The sequence below is a fragment of the Rhodospirillales bacterium genome (genome assembly GCA_014323865.1).
In the GTDB taxonomy this organism is placed as follows: domain Bacteria; phylum Pseudomonadota; class Alphaproteobacteria; order SP197; family SP197; genus SP197.
Window position 1 is genome coordinate 49968 of record JACONG010000012.1, and the last position, 15485, is coordinate 65452.

Sequence of the window (15485 nt, forward strand, 5' to 3'; positions counted from 1 at the left end):
GACGGCCTGTCCTCATCCGCTCCAGGTCCCGCCTTGCCGCGCGCAAGCGGGCATGGATCGCCACGCGCCTGTTGAACTGCTTCTCGCACCCCTGCACGAATGACCGTGTTCATCGGTTTCCGATACCGGATCCCCCTGTCCCGCCGCCTTCCTTCACGATGCGAAGGTCATGATAGCCGACCGCCGCGACCGACGCTCCAAGCCCCAGAAGCACGGCCTCGACGATGCTGTAGATCAGCACGACGACAATCGACGGCGCGCCGCCGCCGAGCGGACTGACGGCCATGCCCATGCCGGCGAGGAGCAGTGACAGGACAAGACCGATCGCCAGGGACAGCACGGTCCACAGCAGAATGACACCAAGCACCGACCAGCGATGCCCCCTGGTCAACTGTGCGCTCCGGCCCAGGCCGGCGATCGGCCCGCCGCCCTCGACCACGATGGCCGGCACCGCGACCCAGAACATCGCATAGAGCCAGAAGACGATCACAACAAAGGCGATCGCTCCGAGGACCGGAATGACGTTGAGCAAGATGATGTTGAGCAAGATCAGGACGATGACGACCGGGATTGCGACCAGGACCAGAAGCAGAAGGCGCGGCACCGAACTCAGGGATCGGACGAGGATCTCGGTCCCGCCCGCCGATCGTCCCCGCAGATGCGAGACGACACCGTAGGTCACGCCGGCGGAAATCCACATGGCGCACCCCATGAAGACCACGATCATGGCCAGCCCGCCGACAGCCGACGATCCGGTCACCTCCATGGCGTCAGCAGCGTTCGTCGCGTTCAACAGCGCCGGATCGACCGGAAACACCGGAAGCAGAAGCGCCAGGACGATGCCCGGGAGGCTGGCAGCCAGCATGAGCGGAACGAAACGCGCGATGTTGGCAAAAAACGTCGAAAGCCCCCGGCCGATGACCTGGCCTGCCCGAAACCCCGCCCCGAATTCCGTGTTTGTCATGCCCTTCTCACGGCCTCAGGTTGCATCCTGCACCAGCCTGCCAAATCCTCATGCAACCTGAAAGAGCCAGTAGCGGTATGGTCGCAGGCGCTCATCGGTCGAACCGCAGGACGTCGCGCGCCTCGGCCTCATGCCAGTTGCCATAGCCGCGGTAGTAGCGCTTCGAGGCGTCGTCGTGGGGCTGAAAGTCGAGCGGCGTGACCGCGCCCGACATCAGTGCCTTGAAGACCAGCGCGTTGCGCCGCTGCTTCAACACGATCCGCTCGGTGAGCGCCTCCAGCGGCCAGCACTGCCTGACTTCGTTCTCAAAGGCGTCGACCTCGGCCTTGCAGGCGGAATCGTCGACCAGGTTGATGTGTTCATGGGGATCGTTCGCGAGATCGAAGAGGCTGCACGGCCCGCCCTCCCAGTGAACATACTTCCTGGTGCCGCGCCGGATCAGCATGCCGGGTGCGGGGACACCCTCGAAGAATATCTCGGACGCGGTTTCGTCGGCCCATCCCGAGGCATCGCCCGCCACGAGCGGCATCAGGCTGCGGCCTTCGACAGGCTCCACCAGATTCTCCGTTCCGCCGTCGAGCGCCATGTCGAGCAGCGTCGGCATCAGGTCCATCAGCGACGTGCACTGGCTGACACGCCTGGAGCCGTTTTCTCCCGGCATCGAGATCATCAGCGGCACCCGGCAGGCATGTTCGTAGAAGCTCATCTTGTACCAGCAGCCGCGCTCGCCGAGCATGTCGCCGTGGTCGGCGGTGAAGACGATGGCCGTGTTGTCGTCGAGCCGTGCCGCCTTCAGCGCATCCAGCACCTTGCCGATGAGGTCGTCGACCAGTGCGATCGAGCCATAGTAGCCGTGGCGCGAGCGCCGGATGTCCTCGTCCGTCACTTCGAACTCGCCCCGGTCGTAGTGGCCGTAGAGCCATTGTCCGTGCGGGTCGCGCTCCCCGGGCACCATGAACGGTGTGACCGGCATGTCGATATCGTCGTGACGGTAGCGATCCCAGTACGCAGGCGGTGTGACATAGGGATCGTGCGGATGGGTGAACGAAACCTTCAGCAGGAACGGACGATCGTCGGGCCCGCGCGCATGGTCGTAGAGCCAGCGCACGGCGGCATGGGCCGTGTCGTCGTCATGGTCCTGCTGACTGGCGCGCTCGGCGATGCCGGCCGTAACGACGTTCTTGAGATTATGGAACCAGTCGAGCTGGCGGTCGGGCTCGTCCCAGATGCCGAACCAGCAGTTGTCAGCCGGGCAGATGTCCATCGTGAGCCGCTTCTCGAGCCCATGGAGCTGGTCGGCGCCGATGTAGTGCGCCTTGCCGGCCTGCACGGTGACATAGCCGTTGGCACGCAGATAGTGCGCGAAGGTCGGCGTCGAAAAGGCGTAGTCGCAGCCGCTGTCGAAACAATCGACTGCAGACGGAAGATGTCCGGTCAGCAGACCGGCGCGTGCCGGCACGCAGAGCGGTGAATTGCTGTAGTGGGCATCGAAGATGACGCTGTTTTCGGCGAGGGCGTCGAGCCTTGGTGTCCTGACAACCTTGTGGCCGTAGGCCGGAAGAAAGAACGGTGCGAGCTGATCGGCCATCAGGAACAGGATGTTCATCGGTCGCGCCATGATGCCCCTCCATGCGAAGAGCGCAGTGAAGCCCGGATTGAACAGTCGTTCAATGACGCAGGCGGTCGGTCCCGGGGAAGCTGTGCGCTGACCCGGCGAAGGGCGGCGGGCTGTTCGCTCATCGCCTCACGCCCGTCCCGCCGCCGGAAACGAAAAGGGCCGGCCCCGAAGGACCGGCCCGGAAACGCACAACGCGATGAGGATCAGGCAGCGCCTTCGTCGATCCACATCTCGTCCCAGAAGTAGTAGCCCATGGCACCATAGGGATTTGCCTCGAGGCCCTTGATACGGCTGGACTTGCCGTCGAGCCACGGCAGGAACACGGGCAGGATCTGCGAACCGTCGTTGTAGAGCAGCCACTGCATTTCGCAGTACATCTCCTTGCGCAGATCGAAGTCGGTCTCGCCACGCGCCTCAACCAGCAACGCGTCGAAACGCTCGTTCTCCCAGAAACTTTCGTTCCAGTCCCCACCGCCCTTGTAGGCAATCGAGAAGATCATGTCGGCGACCGGGCGGCCTGCCCATGAGGACGCCGACCACGGCGCGGTCATCCAGACCGAGCCCCAGTAGCCATCCGACGGGTTGACCCTGGCCTTGACGTTGAGGCCGTTCTCTCGCGCCAGCGAAGCATAGGCCTCGCCCGCCGCCGCACCGCCGAAAATGCTGTTGGCAACGTTGAGTTCGAGCTCGACATTCTCCATACCTGCCCGCTTGAGGTGATAGGCGACCTTGTCGGGATCGGCCTCACGCATCGGAATATCGTCGCAGTGCATGGGGTCGAACGGCGCAATCGGGTGGTCGCGACCGACCGTGCCCGTTCCGCTGAACGCGATGTCGTTGAACTTGTTGCGATCGACGGCGTTCTTGATCGCGAGGCGAAGGTCGTTGTTGGTGAAGGGATCGGTGTCGCCGCGCATCGGGAACGTCAGATGCGAGCCGCTCGCCACCAGCAGCGGCGAAGCAGCATCGGATTCCCGGAGAGAGGGCAGAAACTCCGCCTCGACCGTCCGAATGATGTCGACCTCGCCACTGAGAAGGGCGTTGAAGCGGGACGCGTTGTCGGGAATGCCGAAAATCTCGATCGACTCCGTCCAGGCGCCGTCTTCCTTCCAGTAGTTCTCGTGACGCGAGAAGATCGAAAAGATACCCCACTCAAGCTCTTCGATCTTCCACGGACCGGTGCCGACGTAACCGAGGTTGTAGTCGTCGTGATCCTCGGGCTGGACGCTGAAGTGATACTCGCTCAGCACCGTGGGAAGATCGGCGTTCGGCGCGTCGAGCTTCACGACGAGCACGTCGTCGCCATCCGTGCCGAACTCGGTCACGCTCGAGATGTAGCCTTTCGCCGGCGACGGACTGTCTTCAACCCAGTGACGGTAGAACGAGTGCACCACATCCTTCGATGTCATGGTCTTGCCGTTGTGGAACTCGACGCCCCTGCGCAGCGTGAAGCGCCACTCGGTGGCATCGGCGTTGGATTCCCACTCGGTCGCCAGCGCACCGACGAGGCCGTTGTCGCCCTGGCCGGGCCTGGTCTCGGTCAGGCGGTTCGACAGCGCACCGTTACGGTCGAAGTCCGACCAGTTCACCATCAGAATCGGGTCGACCGTGCCGCCGGCCGTATCGTCTGCGGTCGCCAGCTTGACGTGGCCACCACGCTGCGGCGTCGCTGCCCGGGCTTCCCTGATGGTTGCATCGATGAAGGTCGAGGCCGCAGCCGCCGTCAGGCCCATGCCCAACAGGCCGGCATTGAAGTCGCGGCGCGACACCCTGTCCTTCATGAACTCGGATTTCAGCAGTTCCTTCCTGTCCACGTGACGCCTCCTCACATCGTTGATGGGGCACCCCCGCGATCCATCGCGGACCGTCATTTTTGCAGGTTTATCCTAGCGGCCACTTACCGGGTTGCAAGTGCGGATACCTTGCCCGCAGGATCGGCGCTTCTTCGGGCCGAATGTGCCGGGATGGCGGCCAGGTCCGCTCCTCCGAACATGTGCCGGGGAGGCGGCGTGCAGAATTGGCCATATCCGGACAGACGTTGCCCGACTTCGCGCGTTTTGGGCACCACAAGCGGGGTCGTACCGATTCCGGTCCGTAGAGGGGGCCGTGCCCTGTGGTCAGACGACACGCTTCAGGGGTTCGGTACGGCCGTAGAACAGCGCTCGAACCTCGGGGCTGTTGGCCATGCCCGGACGGTCGCGGTAGCAGAGCGTGGCAATGTAGCGGGTGGTTTGCCCCTCGACCGGCGAGACCCTGTGCAGGAGATGGCGGCCTCCGAACAGCATCAGGGTGCCGGGCGTGATCGGAACGGCCTCCACCCGGCTGCGATCGCCGTCGAGCACACGCGAGAGACCGTCATAGTCGTCGAAATCCTCACCGCGCAGGCCGGAAACATATTCATAGCGGCCGCCGCCATCGGGGGCCTGCAACATGACGGAAACCGTGAACTGCGCCTCGTCGTAATGCCAGCCGTGGCTGTCACCGTCGTTCATGACGTTGATCGTGATCCCGCCGACGGGGTCCTCGAACCTGTGAAAGCTCTCGTAGCCATGGATCCTGCCGAGGAAATCACGCAGCGGATTCCAGCCGTACAGGGTCCGGAGCGGACGTGTTGAGGCCAGCTGGTCGCAGCCCGGGACATCGAGCTTCGTCGCCTCATGGCACCGGCGAGAACCACCACCCTGTCAAGCTGGAAACTTTGGCGACCCCTAGGGGAATCGAACCCCTGTCTCAACCGTGAAAGGGTTGTGTCCTAACCTCTAGACGAAGGGGTCGCGGGAGGTGGCGTCTGGATAAACGCTCGACGCGGCGAAATCAAGCGGCCGGGATACGCCCGACGCGACGCATCCGCACCTCGGCCGGCGAGCGTCGTTGACGGCAGTTCACCGAATACATGACGCCGATGCGCATATGTAAACCGATGTGCACCGAACCTTCCTGCATGCCCACGCGCGCGGCGATGCTGAACGGCTGCCACCTGGTCCGCATCGGGTCGGGATCGGTCTGCACGACCGGGTACTGAAGCGGCGGAGCCGGTCCGCCCGGCGGATCAGCCGGCCTGCGCAACATCCTCGACGATCAGCTGAATCCGCTCGTTGCCTTTCCAGCGGTCCATGCGGAGATGGCCAGCCAGATAGAGAGCGCCACCGCCGCGCGCCATCAGCGCTTCGCCGATCGGCTGGCCCGCCGCGCGAAAGGCAATGGCCTTGAGCCGGCTGCCATCGCCGCCCGCGACCACACAGCGCACATGGTTCTCGCCGACAAGATCGGCGCGCACGATGTGGCCGCCCATGACGGCGAATCGCGGTTCGGCATTGCCGACACCAAAGGGACCGATGCGTTCGACCGTGCCGACGAGGTCCCCGGTCGCCGCACCGACAGCCAGGGCACCGTCGACACCGAGTTCGGGAACATCGGGGCGCGCCGCAACCTGATCGGCCAAACGACTGTCGAGAAACTCGGCAAGCGCGGGCAGCCTGGCCTCCTCGACGGTCAGGCCCGCGGCCATGGGATGGCCGCCGCCGTTGACCAGAAGGTCGGACTGGCGCGCCGCCGTGACGGCACCGCCCAGGTCCACCCCCGCCAACGAACGTCCCGACCCCTTGCCGATCCCGTCTCCGAGCGCAATCACGAAGGCAGGCCGGTTGAACCGTTCGGTCACGCGGCTTGCAACAATCCCGATCACGCCCGGATGCCAGCCCTCGCCGGCGACCACGATGCAGGATCGATCGGCCTGGCGTTCGGCCGCGTAGATCGCCGCATCCCTTACGGCTTCCTCGATCGCGCGGCGTTCGGTGTTGAGTTCGTCGAGCCGCAGCGCAAGGCCGGTTGCCTCGTCTTTGTCCGTGGCGGTGAGCAGGCGGACGCCGAGGTCGGGCGCACCGATGCGGCCACCGGCGTTGATGCGCGGGCCCAGGACGAAACCCGCGTGATAGGCCGTCGGTCGTTGGTCGATCCGCGCGACATCGCTGAGCGCAGTGAGCCCGGTGTTGCCGCGGTGCGCCATCATCCTGAGACCCTGCGCGGCGAACGCGCGGTTGAGCCCTGTCAGCGGGACCGAATCGCAGATCGTCCCCAGCGCCACCAGATCGAGCCACTGCATCAGGTTGGGCTCCCGGCGCGTTGCGAACCAGCCCCTCCGCCTGAGTGCCCGATTGAGCGCGACAATCGTCACGAAGGTCACGCCGACGGCAGCCAGGGCACCAAGTCCGCTGCCGTCATCGAGCCGGTTCGGGTTCACCACGGCGCAGGCCGGCGGCAAGCCGGCTTCGGCCATGTGATGGTCGAGCACGATCACCTCGATGCCCGCCTCGGCGGCGAGGCGCAGCGGTTCGAAGGCCGAGATGCCACAGTCGACGGTCACGACCGGCCCTGCCCCCCGATCGCGCAGAGCGCAGAGCGCAGCGATATTCGGGCCGTAGCCTTCCTTCTGCCGATCCGGGATATGAACCTCGGCATCGGCACCCACGGCCGCGAGGTAATGCATGAGAAGCGCCGAGGACGTCGCGCCATCGACGTCGTAGTCGCCGAAGATGCCGATCGTCTCGCCGCCTTCGACGGCGTCGGCCAGCCGGTCGGCGGCCCGGTCCATGTCGGCCATCACCGATGGGTCGGGAAGCAGACCGCGCAATCGCGGATCGAGGAAGGTCCCGGCGGTCTCGGCGGTCACCCCGCGGGCCGCGAGGACCCGGGCCAACGCTTCGGGCAGGTCGAGACGCTGGGCGAGCGCCATGGCGGCGCGATCGTCATCGAGACGCGGCCTCCAGCGCCGGCCGCTCACCGAGCGCTCGACACCGAGAACAGCGCCCGTCATCCGCCGAAATCGAAGGTCTTGCGCTCCAGGTTGTGCTCCGCCGAGACGACACGAACGGTCCCGGTGCGCGATCGCATGACAATCGACTCCGTCGATATACCCTGTGCGTGGTGATGCACGCCGCGCAGCATCCAGCCGTCGGTGACACCGGTCGCGGAGAAGAAGATGTCGCCGTGGGCGAGCTCGCCGATGTCGTACTTCCTGGCGAGATCGTCGATGCCCATGCGCCGGGCACGCACCTTCTCTTCGTCATTCCGGAAGTTGAGGCGTCCCTGGAACTGACCGCCGATGCACTGCAGAGCCGCTGCCGCGAGCACACCTTCGGGCGCACCGCCGATGCCCATGTAAATGTCGATCCCGGTCTCGGGCCGCGTCGTCGCGATCACACCGGCAACGTCGCCGTCCTGAATCAGCCGGATGCGGGCGCCCGCCTTTCGGACCGCGGCGATCAGGCTCTCGTGGCGCGGACGGTTGAGGATCAGGACAACGAGATCGGAGACCTTCACGCCCCTGGCTTCGGCCAGCCGGGCCAGATTCTCGGCGGGCGCGAGATCGAGATTGACGACCCCATCCGGCAGACCGCCGCCCACGCCGATCTTGTCCATGTAGGTGTCCGGCGCGTTCAGGAACCCGCCGTCCTCGGCGAATGCCAGGACGGCAAGCGAGTTGGCACCGCCGGTCGCGCAGATCGTTGTGCCTTCGAGCGGATCGAGTGCGATATCGACCCTGGGACCGGAGCCGCTGCCCACGGTCTCGCCGATGTAGAGCATCGGGGCTTCGTCACGCTCGCCCTCACCGATCACGACTGTGCCCTGGATGTCGAGGCCGTTGAGCCCCCTCCGCATGGCATCGACGGCGACCTGATCAGCCGCCTTTTCATCGCCTCTGCCCATCAAGGTCGCGGCGGCAATGGCGGCGGATTCGGTGACTCGGACGGCTTCGAGGGCCAGATCGCGATCGAGCGACATCGGTTTCCCCTTCCAAGGACTGGGTACGGTGGATTCAAGGTACCATACCCGAGCCTCGGCGCTCCTGTCGCCGGGCTCATGACGATCCATCAACAGCAAACGTGCTCAGAGATGCTCAATCCGGATGGTCATGGGCGGTTCCGCCACCGCATCCAGCGCGGCAATCCGTTCCAGGGCCCGGCGCATGGCGGCCTCGTCGGTCTCATGTGTCGTCATGACGACGGGCACGATCTCGTCGGGGTCACGTCCGCGCTGCAGCAGGCTTCCCACCGAGATCGCCGCGTCGCGCAGGATCGCCGCCACATCGGCTATCACGCCGGGGCGGTCGGCCACCATCAGGCGGATGTAATAGGCTCCGTGGCGCCGGTCGATCGAAGCGGAGGAGCTTGCGGTCAGCTCAGAAGCACGAACGCCGAACAACGGCAAGCGGGCACCGCGCGCGATATCGACAAGGTCGGCGACGACGGCCGAAGCGGTCGGTCCGGCACCGGCGCCACGACCGACATAGGTCGTCGCATCGACGAAATCGCCCTCGACCACGGCCGCGTTGAACACTCCATCGACATGAGCGATCGGACCGTCCTCGGGCACCATGCAGGGATGCACGCGCTGCTCGATGCCGCCCTCGCCGCGCTGGGCTATCCCCAGCAGCTTGATGCGATAGCCGAACTCGCCGGCGAAGCCGATGTCGAGCGCAGTGATCCTCTCGATGCCCTCGACATGGACGCCATGGAAGTCGACCGGGCGCTGAAACGCGATACTGGCGAGGATGGCAAGCTTGTGAGCGGCGTCGCCACCGCCGATGTCCAGCGTCGGATCGGCCTCGGCGTAGCCGAGCCGCTGGGCGTCCGCCAGGACCTCGTCGAAGGGCGCACCCGCCTCCCGCATCATCGTCATGATGTAGTTCGAGGTCCCGTTGAGGATGCCGTAGACGCGACTGACCGCATTGCCGGCGAGACCTTCGCGCAACGCCTTGATGATGGGGATGCCGCCCGCCACAGCCGCCTCGTAGCCGACGTGAACCCCGGTCTCGTCAGCTGCGGCGGCGATCCCGGTGCCGTGCACGGCGAGAAGCGCCTTGTTGGCCGTCACCAGGTGTTTCCCCGCGGCGAGCGACGCCGAAACGAGGTCCCGCGCGATCCCCTCCTCGCCGCCGATCAGTTCGACGACGACATCGATCTCCGGGTCGGACGCCATGTCGCGAGCATTCCCGACCCATCGACAGGACGAGAGATCGACTCCGCGATCACGTGACCTGTCGCGTGCGCTGACCGCCACGATGTCGATGGGTTTGCCGCAACGGGCTGTCAGGATAGCGCGATGGCTCTGCAGCACATCCACAACCCCTGCGCCGACCGTTCCAAGGCCGGCGATGGCGACACGCAACGCCGACATCAGGCGCCGAAATACACTTCGACGCGACGCTCGCCCGCTTCGTCGACGATACCGGCTGCCTCGGCCATCGCGCTGTCGTCGGCCGCGGCCTCGATCAGGATGTCGCCCTGCGACACACCGTTGCGGATCAGTTCGTCGGCAACAGCCGTGGCGCGGTCCAGCGACACCTTGAAGTTCACCGGCTCCCGCTCGGCATCGGCCAATCCGGTGACGCTGCGGCTGGCATGACCGATCAACCGGATCCTGCCGCCGGTCTGCCGATGAAGCGCTGCAAGCCGGGCCACGATCTCGCGCTCCTTCTGACCGAGCGCCGACGATCCACGACCGAATCCGATGATCGCCACAAGCATCTCGGAGAGGAGCGCATTGCCGGCGGTCGTGAAGGTCGGATCGTTGATCACTGTCGTCGGGCTGCCCGCAGCCGCAGCCGTCCGGGTCTGCAGCGTGGCGTCAGGGCCGGAGGCGTCGGGCAGCTCGTCGAAGCCCGGGTCTTCATGGGAGATGCCCGGAACCTCGGTCGGAACCGGCACGACCGCCGGAGACGTTTCGTCATCGGCGCGCACGATGTCGCTCATATGCCGCGCGTTGACCTGATCGGCCACAAGCGACTGCGCAATCCGGTGGATCTCCTCGGGGCTCGAGACGTTCCCGGGCGCCTCCGGGACCTCGCTGAGATTCGGATAGTCCTCGTCGGCACCGGGCGCGGCCTCTTCGCCGGCCACCGCGCTGTACCAGTCGCTGGGATTCAGATCGTCCGGCCAGTACGCGCAGGATGTCAGCAACACCGCCGCACTGACGAGGAACGTCGCAGAAAGCATGCCAGCCATGCGCTGTTGCAGGACTGTCTTTGTTGCAGCGCACAATTTCATGTATACCCGCTCGCCAATGGGCGCCGTTGTGGGCGGAAAATTACCTGTTTTTGACACAACTCACAACAGAAACGGCGTCAAACCGAGCACTTGACTGGACCGACGGACCCGCCGCAATGACCAAAACGACCCAGGAAACCGACTTGCCGATTGACGAATGGCAGGCGATCGCCGAGCGCAGCCAGCGCGTAATGGCCGACTTCATGGCGCGCCAGGGCGACCCCGGCCAGTTCGAGGACATGCGCCGGATGGGAGAGGTCTTCATGCAGGCCTATGTCCAGCTGCTGACCGATCCGGTCAAGCTCGCGCAAGCCCAAGTCAATCTCTGGAAGGGTTACATGGACCTCTGGCAGGCCACGGCACGCCGCATGGCGGGCGAAGAGGCCGAGCCTGTCGTCGCACCGGCGCGCGACGATCGGCGCTTCCGCGACGAAAGCTGGTCGGAAAACGCGGTCTTCGACTACATGAAGCAGTCCTACCTGCTCTCGTCGAACTGGCTGCAGGACCTGATGGGCGGAGTCGAGGGGCTCGACAGGAAGACCAAGAAGAAGCTCGATTTCTACACCAAGCTCTACGTTGACGCGCTTTCGCCAACCAACTTCGCGACGACCAATCCCGAAGTCCTGCGCGCCACTGCCGAGACCAAGGGTGACAACCTGGTCAAGGGCCTCGAGAACCTGCTCGACGACTTCGAGCGCGGCAAGGGCCAGCTGTCGATCAGGATGGTCGACGAGGACGCCTTCGAAGTCGGCGTCAACCTCGCCACGACGCCCGGCAAGGTGGTCTACCAGAACGACCTGATCCAGTTGATCCAGTTCGATCCGACCACTGAAACCGTGCACCGCAAGCCGCTGCTGATCATGCCACCGTGGATCAACAAGTACTACATCCTCGATCTCAAGCCGCAGAACTCGTTCATCCGCTGGGCCGTCGAGCAGGGCCAGACGGTGTTCGTCATCTCCTGGGTCAATCCCGATGCGGAGCTCGCGAAGAAGGACCTCACCAGCTACATGCTCGAGGGCCCGCTCGCCGCGCTCGACGCCATCGAACAGGCGACCGGCGAAAAGCGCGTGAATGTGCTGGGTTACTGCATCGGCGGCACGCTCCTGGCCTGCACGCTCGGCTACATGGCCGCCCACAGGGACAACCGCATCGCCTCGGCGACCTACCTCACATCGCTCATTGATTTCGAGGAGGTCGGCGACATCGAGGTCTTCATCGACGAGGATCAGGTCGAGGGTCTCGAGGCCGTGATGACCAAGCGCGGCTATCTTGAGGGCTCGGAGATGGCGGCGACATTCAACACGCTGCGTGCCAACGACCTGATCTGGTCGTTCGTGATCAACAACTATCTCCTGGGCAAGGATCCCTTCCCGTTCGATATTCTCTACTGGAACGGCGACTCGACACGGATGCCGGCCGCCATGCACAGCGAGTATCTGCGCCGCATGTACCTCGACAATGCCCTGTCACGGGGCGAGCTGGAGCTCGACGGTACACCGATCGACCTCACGAAGATCAAGACGCCAAGCTATCTGCTTTCGACTCGCGAGGATCACATCGCGCCCTGGGATTCGACCTACAAGGCGACCCGGATCTACGGCGGCAACACACGCTTCACGCTCGCCATGTCGGGCCATGTCGCCGGTGTCGTGAATCCGCCCGCCAGGGACAAGTATGGCTACTGGACCAACGCCAAAAACCCGGCCGATCCCGAAGAATGGCTGGCGGCCGCCGACAAGCATGATGGCTCGTGGTGGCCCGACTGGATGGCCTGGCTCCAGGGCCATGCCGGTGCCAGGGTACCGGCCCGCACGCCAGGCGACAGGGACCTCAAGGTCATCGAGGACGCCCCGGGCAGCTACATCAAGGTGGACCTGCGCGACCCGGCTCAGGGACCGTCACGGGGTCCTTAGTACCCCGACAAGTTCACGCTTGACGTTGAGGCAGCAAGGCTGTCCTTTCTTGCGACATGATTGATTTCGTGCTCCTCTGGAGCCTGATTGTTCTGGCGTTCGTCGGTTCGATCACGCCCGGGCCCAACAACCTGATGGTGATGGCCGCGTCCGCCGCCTACGGCTGGCGGCGGACCGTGCCGCACATGCTGGGTATCCTGATCGGCTTCGGTTTCATGCTGGCCGTCGTCACGGTGGGGCTCGGCGCGGTCATCCTTGAGCTCCCCGTCCTTCTCAACATCGTGAAGTCCGCCGGGGCGGCGTGGCTGCTCTGGCTTGCCTTCAGGATGGCGCGCGCCACGCTGCGCCCCGCGACGTCCGATGCCGGAGCCGCACGATCGGACGCACGACCGCTCTCGATGGTCGAAGCCATGCTGTTCCAGTGGGTCAATCCGAAGGGCTGGGCGATCGCACTGGCCGTGGCCGGCGGCTATGTCGAGCTGTCGCCCTCGATCACCGTCCGCACGCTGGTGATCTCGTCGATCTTCATGGTCTGCACGCCGATCGCCAACGGCACCTGGATGGCCGCGGGCGAAGCGCTGCGGCGCGTCTTCAGCGACCCCAGGTCGGGCCGGGTCTTCGGTCTCGCCATGGCGACCCTGATCGCCGCCACAGCGCTCATGATCGTGCTCGATCCGACCGATCTTTCCAAGACCGCACAATGATGACCGGTGCCCCAGGGTTGTTGTTGTCGATCGGGACATCGGCGGCACCGACGGGATCGCATCCGGCGCGGTAACGTGCCACCGAGCAACAGCCGGCAAAAAGGCCGGATCGTCGCAGCGAAGGGCGTCTTGGCCGAAGCATCGGGGCTGTCCACCGCCACCAGCGCCAGCCGGCCAGGTGCCAGGGCCAGGATGGTCTCGCACACATGGGCGATGACGGTGTCGCGACTCACAGGGTGCCGAGCGCCTCCCGGTACGCCTTGCCGTGATCGACGTAACGATCGACCGTCGACATGAACCCGTCGATTTCCTCGGTGCTCAGGTCGCGCATCTTCCTGGCCGGGCAGCCGGCCCAGAGCTCGCCCGACGGCACCCGCTTGCCCGGTGTCACGAGGGCACCAGCGGCGACCATGGCCCCCGTCTCGACAACGGCATGGTCCATCACCGTCGCCCGCATGCCGATGAAACTGCGGTCCTCAAGCGTGCAGGCATGGATCAGACAGTGATGCCCGATCGTGACCTCATCGCCGATCCAGACCGGCCCGTCCTTGCTAGAGACGTGGACCACCGTGCAGTCCTGAATATTGGTCCGACGCCCGACGTGAATCGGGCTCACATCGCCACGCAGGACACAGCCGGGAAGGATCGCCACCTCGTCGAGGATCGTGACGTTTCCGGAAACAAACACGCCCGGCGCAACGAAACCATCACTTGAGATAGATGGTGTAAAACCTTTGTATGGAATGATAATTGGTGTCACAGAGTCAAGGAAAGACGGCAACGCGCGAAAGACCCTTGGTCTCCTCGAAGCCAGCCATCACGTTCATGTTCTGCAGCGCCTGTCCCGACGCGCCCTTGACCAGGTTGTCGAGCGCGGAGACCAGGATGGCGCGTCCCGGAACCCGGTCCGCAAAGACACCGATCAGGCAAAGGTTCGAACCGCGCACATGGCGTGTCGCGGGCGCCTGCCCCTGGGGCACCAGCCTGGTGAAGGGTTCGCCCTCGTAGCGGCGGGCGAGCGCGCCGCGCAGGTCGTCGGCGGTCGCGCCATCCTTCATCGTCACGTAGGTCGTCGCGAGGATGCCGCGGTTCATCGGCATCAGGTGCGGCGTGAACGTCACCTGAATCGGCTCGCCCGCGGCTTCCGAAAGCTCCTGGTCGATCTCCGGCGTGTGGCGGTGGCTGGCGATACCATAGGCATGGATGCCCTCGCTCACCTCGGTGTGGAGATTTCCCTCTTTCGGCGACCGTCCGGCACCGCTGACGCCCGACTTGGCGTCAATGATGATCCCGTCGGTCCCGATCAGGCCTTCCTCAAGGCAGGGGATCAGAGGCAATTCGGCGGCCGTCGTGTAGCAGCCCGGATTGGCGACCAGCCGCGCATCCCTGACCGCGTCGCGCCGGATCTCCGTGAGGCCGTAGACCGCCGTCTTCTGGAGCTCCGGTGCCCGATGCTCGCCGCCGTACCAGCTGGCATAAACGGCGGTGTCATAAAGCCGGAAGTCGGCTGAGAGATCGACGACCTTCACGTGCTCGGGCAGGCCGCTGATGACCTCCTGGGTCGTCCCGTGCGGCAGGCAGCAGAACACGGCATCGATGCCGGACCAATCGACATCGTCGATCGCCACCATGTCCGGCAGGGCGATATGTGCGAGATGGGGATAGACAGCACCCACGGGCTCACCCGCACGGCGGTCGGCGGTCAGCGCCGCGATCTCGATGCCGTCGTGCTCGACCGCGAACCTGAGCAGTTCGGCACCCGTGTAGCCGCTGGCACCCAGCACCGCGACCCTGAGCTTCTCATTGGGGTTCATGCCTCATCTCCTGTGTTCGGCCTGTAGTAACCCACCATGTCGCCCGCCGTCGAGACGCCGAAGCCGTTCAGCAGGCGGTTGGAGCCGTTGAAACAGGCGACCACCTGGTTGACCTCAAGAATTTCGCCGTCGTCGCAACCGGCGTCCTTCAGGGCGGCGGCATCAGCCTTCTCCATCGCACCGACATCATTGCACCGACATCGGTCGTCAGTTTCGCGGCGTAACGCAGCAGCGCCAGTTCCTTGCCGTCGAAGGCGTCCTCGGGCCTGTGTGCGTCGAGTGCGGCACGGACCGCAGCCGAGTGTGCCGTGCGGCGTGCGCATGAAGGCATGAAATGCCTGAGCGGCTGAGGCCATCTCGACATCCGTCACGGTTTGGCGATCGGGCAACGGGATCGTCTCGCAGATCAGTTCTCACGCGCAAA

15 protein-coding genes and 1 tRNA gene are annotated in these 15485 nt (G+C 65.0%); 2 read left to right on the forward strand and 14 right to left on the reverse strand.

The window, feature by feature from the left end:
- Positions 1-109 precede the first annotated feature (109 nt).
- From GDA49_06510 to GDA49_06555, 10 genes are all read right to left on the reverse strand, one after another.
- Positions 110-964, reverse strand: a complete 855-nt coding sequence (locus GDA49_06510; protein ID MBC6440051.1) for a hypothetical protein — start codon at positions 962-964, stop codon at positions 110-112.
- 91 nt (positions 965-1055) lie between these two features.
- Positions 1056-2582: a choline-sulfatase gene (gene betC / locus GDA49_06515; GenBank protein MBC6440052.1), complete on the reverse strand. Its 1527-nt coding sequence runs from the start codon at positions 2580-2582 to the stop codon at positions 1056-1058.
- A 203-nt stretch (positions 2583-2785) separates the two neighbouring features.
- Positions 2786-4396: an ABC transporter substrate-binding protein gene (locus tag GDA49_06520; protein ID MBC6440053.1), complete on the reverse strand. Its 1611-nt coding sequence runs from the start codon at positions 4394-4396 to the stop codon at positions 2786-2788.
- A gap of 303 nt (positions 4397-4699) precedes the next feature.
- Positions 4700-5074 carry a 2OG-Fe(II) oxygenase gene (locus GDA49_06525; GenBank protein ID MBC6440054.1) on the reverse strand — a complete coding sequence of 125 codons (375 nt, stop codon included), beginning with the start codon at positions 5072-5074 and terminating at the stop codon, positions 4700-4702.
- A gap of 207 nt (positions 5075-5281) precedes the next feature.
- A tRNA-Glu gene (locus GDA49_06530) sits at positions 5282-5356 on the reverse strand.
- Positions 5357-5396: 40 nt separating this feature from the next.
- A complete protein-coding gene (locus tag GDA49_06535; protein MBC6440055.1) occupies positions 5397-5591 on the reverse strand; it encodes a hypothetical protein in 195 nt (64 codons plus the stop codon).
- A gap of 40 nt (positions 5592-5631) precedes the next feature.
- Positions 5632-7395, reverse strand: a complete 1764-nt coding sequence (gene recJ, locus GDA49_06540) for a single-stranded-DNA-specific exonuclease RecJ (protein ID MBC6440056.1) — start codon at positions 7393-7395, stop codon at positions 5632-5634.
- Positions 7392-8363 (reverse strand): class II fructose-bisphosphatase, encoded by a 972-nt coding sequence (gene glpX, locus GDA49_06545; GenBank protein ID MBC6440057.1) that lies wholly within the window; start codon positions 8361-8363, stop codon positions 7392-7394. Before glpX ends, recJ begins: the two co-directional genes overlap by 4 nt.
- Positions 8364-8468: 105 nt before the next feature.
- Positions 8469-9761, reverse strand: coding sequence for a homoserine dehydrogenase (locus tag GDA49_06550; GenBank protein ID MBC6440058.1), 1293 nt, complete (start codon positions 9759-9761; stop codon positions 8469-8471).
- Positions 9758-10585, reverse strand: coding sequence for an OmpA family protein (locus GDA49_06555; protein MBC6440059.1), 828 nt, complete (start codon positions 10583-10585; stop codon positions 9758-9760). The genes GDA49_06550 and GDA49_06555 overlap by 4 nt, the downstream gene beginning before the upstream one ends.
- Before the next feature lie 158 nt (positions 10586-10743).
- Between GDA49_06555 and phaC the strand changes: the two genes are divergently transcribed.
- Together phaC and GDA49_06565 are read left to right on the forward strand one after the other, a co-directional pair.
- Positions 10744-12543 carry a class I poly(R)-hydroxyalkanoic acid synthase gene (gene phaC, locus GDA49_06560; protein MBC6440060.1) on the forward strand — a complete coding sequence of 600 codons (1800 nt, stop codon included), beginning with the start codon at positions 10744-10746 and terminating at the stop codon, positions 12541-12543.
- A gap of 68 nt (positions 12544-12611) precedes the next feature.
- A complete protein-coding gene (locus tag GDA49_06565) occupies positions 12612-13247 on the forward strand; it encodes a LysE family translocator (protein MBC6440061.1) in 636 nt (211 codons plus the stop codon).
- A 229-nt stretch (positions 13248-13476) separates the two neighbouring features.
- Here GDA49_06565 and GDA49_06570 read toward each other — a convergent pair whose 3' ends face one another.
- From GDA49_06570 to GDA49_06585, 4 genes are read right to left on the reverse strand one after another with little or no spacing between them, the layout of a single operon-like run.
- Positions 13477-13998 (reverse strand): gamma carbonic anhydrase family protein, encoded by a 522-nt coding sequence (locus tag GDA49_06570; GenBank protein MBC6440062.1) that lies wholly within the window; start codon positions 13996-13998, stop codon positions 13477-13479.
- Positions 13999-14011: 13 nt separating this feature from the next.
- On the reverse strand, positions 14012-15061 hold the full coding sequence (locus GDA49_06575) for an N-acetyl-gamma-glutamyl-phosphate reductase (GenBank protein ID MBC6440063.1): 1050 nt from the start codon (positions 15059-15061) through the stop codon (positions 14012-14014).
- The gene (locus GDA49_06580) at positions 15058-15237 is read right to left on the reverse strand and encodes a hypothetical protein (GenBank protein ID MBC6440064.1); all 180 of its coding nucleotides are present in this window, start codon (positions 15235-15237) and stop codon (positions 15058-15060) included. The genes GDA49_06575 and GDA49_06580 overlap by 4 nt, the downstream gene beginning before the upstream one ends.
- Positions 15210-15392: a hypothetical protein gene (locus tag GDA49_06585; GenBank protein ID MBC6440065.1), complete on the reverse strand. Its 183-nt coding sequence runs from the start codon at positions 15390-15392 to the stop codon at positions 15210-15212. The genes GDA49_06580 and GDA49_06585 overlap by 28 nt, the downstream gene beginning before the upstream one ends.
- Between the last annotated feature and the right edge of the window lie 93 nt (positions 15393-15485).